Source organism: bacterium (assembly GCA_035527515.1).
In the GTDB taxonomy this organism is placed as follows: domain Bacteria; phylum B130-G9; class B130-G9; order B130-G9; family B130-G9; genus B130-G9.
In genome coordinates, this window is the sequence record DATLAJ010000080.1 from 1 (window position 1) to 3,195 (window position 3,195).

The 3,195-nt window shown below is 58.7% G+C and carries 4 protein-coding genes; all 4 read right to left on the minus strand.

All coding sequences use genetic code 11. The annotated features are described in order from the left end of the window. Positions 1–247: 247 nt before the first annotated feature. The 4 genes from VM163_05930 to VM163_05945 all read right to left on the minus strand — a co-directional run bounded on the left by VM163_05930 (position 248) and on the right by VM163_05945 (position 2,957). Entirely contained in the window at positions 248–724 is a 477-nt protein-coding gene (locus VM163_05930) for a hypothetical protein (protein HUT03412.1), read from the minus strand. A gap of 113 nt (positions 725–837) precedes the next feature. Next, on the minus strand, positions 838–1,593 hold the full coding sequence (locus VM163_05935) for a class I SAM-dependent methyltransferase (GenBank protein HUT03413.1): 756 nt from the start codon (positions 1,591–1,593) through the stop codon (positions 838–840). Between the two features lie 46 nt (positions 1,594–1,639). Further along, complete coding sequence (locus tag VM163_05940) at positions 1,640–2,266, minus strand: family 16 glycoside hydrolase (GenBank protein HUT03414.1); 627 nt, start codon at positions 2,264–2,266, stop codon at positions 1,640–1,642. A 193-nt stretch (positions 2,267–2,459) separates the two neighbouring features. Further along, complete coding sequence (locus VM163_05945; GenBank protein HUT03415.1) at positions 2,460–2,957, minus strand: tyrosine-type recombinase/integrase; 498 nt, start codon at positions 2,955–2,957, stop codon at positions 2,460–2,462. Between the last annotated feature and the right edge of the window lie 238 nt (positions 2,958–3,195).

A 3,195-nucleotide genomic window follows, 5' to 3' on the forward strand; every position in this document is an offset into this window, starting at 1 on the left:
GTCCCCCAGGGCGCCCACAAGACCCAACTTCTCGAAGCAATAAACGGGCACATCCTCGGAGAAGGAGAGTTGATGGGGAAATACGGACGGTAGGCGGAGACGAAGGAAGAATGAGGAATGAAGAATGAAGAATGAAGAATGAGGAATAAGAGAAGGCAGACCCCGGCATCGAACACCGGCATCTAACGTGCCCTTCAGCGGCGAGCATAGCGAAGTCCGCTGCAAGGGGCTGGTTATGTTCAGGCTCTCAAGGAGTCCGCGATGTTTGCATGACCGCTCTACAGAGATCAACTCGCGCATCCAGCGCCTGCAACCTGGCGACCTCCAGGTCTGAAGGACCGATCCTCCCAGCTTCCGACCTCAGTAGCAGACGACGGTGGGTTTCTTCTTTGATCGCCAGTATCTTCCGGAGCCCCTCGATCACGGCATCCGGTTGTCGGCGGGCCTCCGCAAGCCGGTTCCTTGCGCGCCATAGATCGACCGTCGCGCCGTCCACTGTGTCAGCGCTGGCGCGTCCGGCTTGGGCCAGCAGTTCCAGTGACGCAAGTTGTCGCTCGCGCACTCCCACAACCTGCTCAAGGGCCGTGATCATCTCAGTCTCGGCATTGGCCGGTGTCACAACCGGACTCTCGACTTCCGGATCTCCCGCTCTCGTTGGCCAGACGGCGACACTCCAGAAGACAACAACGGCCAGAAGGGCTCTGCTCGTCAGGTGTGCTCTCATGGTTGTGCTCCATGTTCTCCGAGGACATAACGTCTCGGATAACGCGGCCGGCAGTAAACGTGACCGAGCGAAGCGAGCCAGCCGGCCTGTTCCGGCTCGCGTTCATCCGTTTGTTAGGCCGCAGAGCGCGATCTGAACATGTAGATCGCCCAACCAAGCGTGTCGCGCCCCCAACGCAGGTATGCCGCCCTCGCCTTGCTCACGCGCTTAACCACCTGCGCCAAGTCCGGATCATCTGGATGGGTGCGAACGTACTCGGATGTCGCGTACCATTGGAGGCCCTCATACCTGTCCCAGTCGTCCTTGCTGCTCACGATGGTGTGAACGAGCTCCGTTCCTTGCCGCTCTCCGGCTTCTGCATTCGAGGAGTGGCTCCCGAAGTCCTCTCGCGCGCACCCGGATGCCTCTAGGTAATCCCCTGACGGTTCCTGCTGCCAGTATGGCTCTCCCACGATCACCCAGCCGCCGGGCCTCACCATGCTGATCAGCGCTTCGAGAGTATTAGCATGCCCCCCGAAGGCCCAACTAGCACCGATACATGACGCCAGATCTAAGCTGTGCGGCTCGTCTGACTTGAAATCCGCACCATTCATCTGAGTGAAGGTGATGCCAGCACTCGGTGCCCGCGCCTTGAGCCTTCTCTCTGCTTCGGCGATGAAGAAAGGAGAAATGTCGATGCCCATCCCACGAGCGCCATAGGCTTCCGCCAAGCGAATCAGGAATTCGCCCTTACCACACGCAATGTCAACCACCTGCGCGTTAGTCGGGAGGCGCAGAAGTTCCACGAGATGCGTCAGTTTTCCCTCGCTCGTGGGATTGCATATCACATGTTCACGGTGAGTGATGTCGTAGAACTTCCGTGTGTCCATGATTCTCAATCCTTCGACGGCCTAACGTCTGCAATCAGCCGCGAGTTTACGAGTCGGCTGAATTGCCTGGTTGGGCCTTTTTCTCATTTTCCTTCAACCGGAGCCAGTTTGTGAGTGCATCCGTTTTGTACTCACGAAGTTGTTCATCCGTGGCACTGAGGAACCTGATTCGGATATTTCTGATACGAATCTCGCCATTCTTACCAGGATTGGCGAGAAACCCAGCAAAGCCCTTGGTCCCTCTGGGGCACTCGTGAGAGAGGACTTCGTCGCCATTGATGATACCGGTGACGACATTGTTCTCAGCCTTCATCTGAAACTCAATCCAAGTTCCTGCTTCGAACGCAACCTCGGCCTGCCCCAGTTCCGCTCGGCCGCCTTTCTCGGGATCAATGTACTGCAGTCGCAAGAGCCCCGGTTCAAGAATGCAGTAGTAACAGGTGCCCTGACCCGTGAGTTGCAGGTTACACAACTCGTCTTCTCCCCACGTCCCGAACATCACGTCTGCACTGAGGACGTAGTTGTCCCACGACTCACCGCCCACCTCAGCTTTCTTCCCATCCGTTGTCAGGACGAGAACGTCGCCATCCAGCTCAACCGTGCCCGGGCCGTCGATATACCATTTGCCGAGACCCGTGCCGTCCCAAAGGGGAAGCCAGTCCATTGTTGTCATCTCAATCCTCCTTTCTCAGGCCCAACTACGTCTTACATGGTTTCTCGATAACACCTATAGGCGGCGTTTGAGCCGCATAACACGCATGACGCGGAGCAAGCGTAAGCTCTTGCCGGTGCGTGACTTAAGCTGCTCAGCAGCCGCTCCGGCGCGTGTTATATGGTTTCTGTATAACACGCGCCCCTCTCAAGCCTCAAAGGGCATCCTCCGGGCTCTTGACCCCCTTGCCGCCACGGTTCAGAACATGCGTATAAATCATCGTGGTCTTGACGTCCTTATCACCGAGGAGTTCCTGGACCGTACGAATGTCGTAGCCGTCATCGAGCAGATGCGTGGCGAAGGAATGTCGAAACGTGTCGCTCGTGGCGCGCTTGGTCAGGCCGGCCGCACATACGGCGCCCCGCACTGCCTTCTGGAGGATCGATTCGTGAACGTGGTGCCGTCCCTGTTCTCCGCTGGGCGCATGCACCCGGCGCCGCTCCTGAGGGAAGACCCATTGCCACCGCCATTCGCCCGCTGCGTTCGGATACTTCTTCGCCAGCGCGTACGGCATCCGGGCACGCCCCCAGCCGTCGGCCAGCTCTTTCTCGCGAGTCGCCTTGGCCTTCGTCAGGTGGTCATGAAGCGGCGGCCTCCCTCTTGGCCGGAATAACGCTACCGGCGCGTTATCATACAATAATGGTTTCTGCATGTCAAACACTTTTTGGCAGCTTTTTTGCACTTCAATGGAGCGGCTGTGCGTTGCGCTCAACTCAGGTGCCAGTCACGCCGGCCTCTCGCGCGTCGTTATCAGCCTCCCGGAATTCCTGCACTTCCTCCTCATGATGACGCCGTCCGGCCGGGAGCGTGTGTAGTAGACGGGCAGCTGCCGGCAGCCGCAGTGCCGGCACACGACGCCGCGGGGTCGTTCCTGGGGCGCATCCTGAACC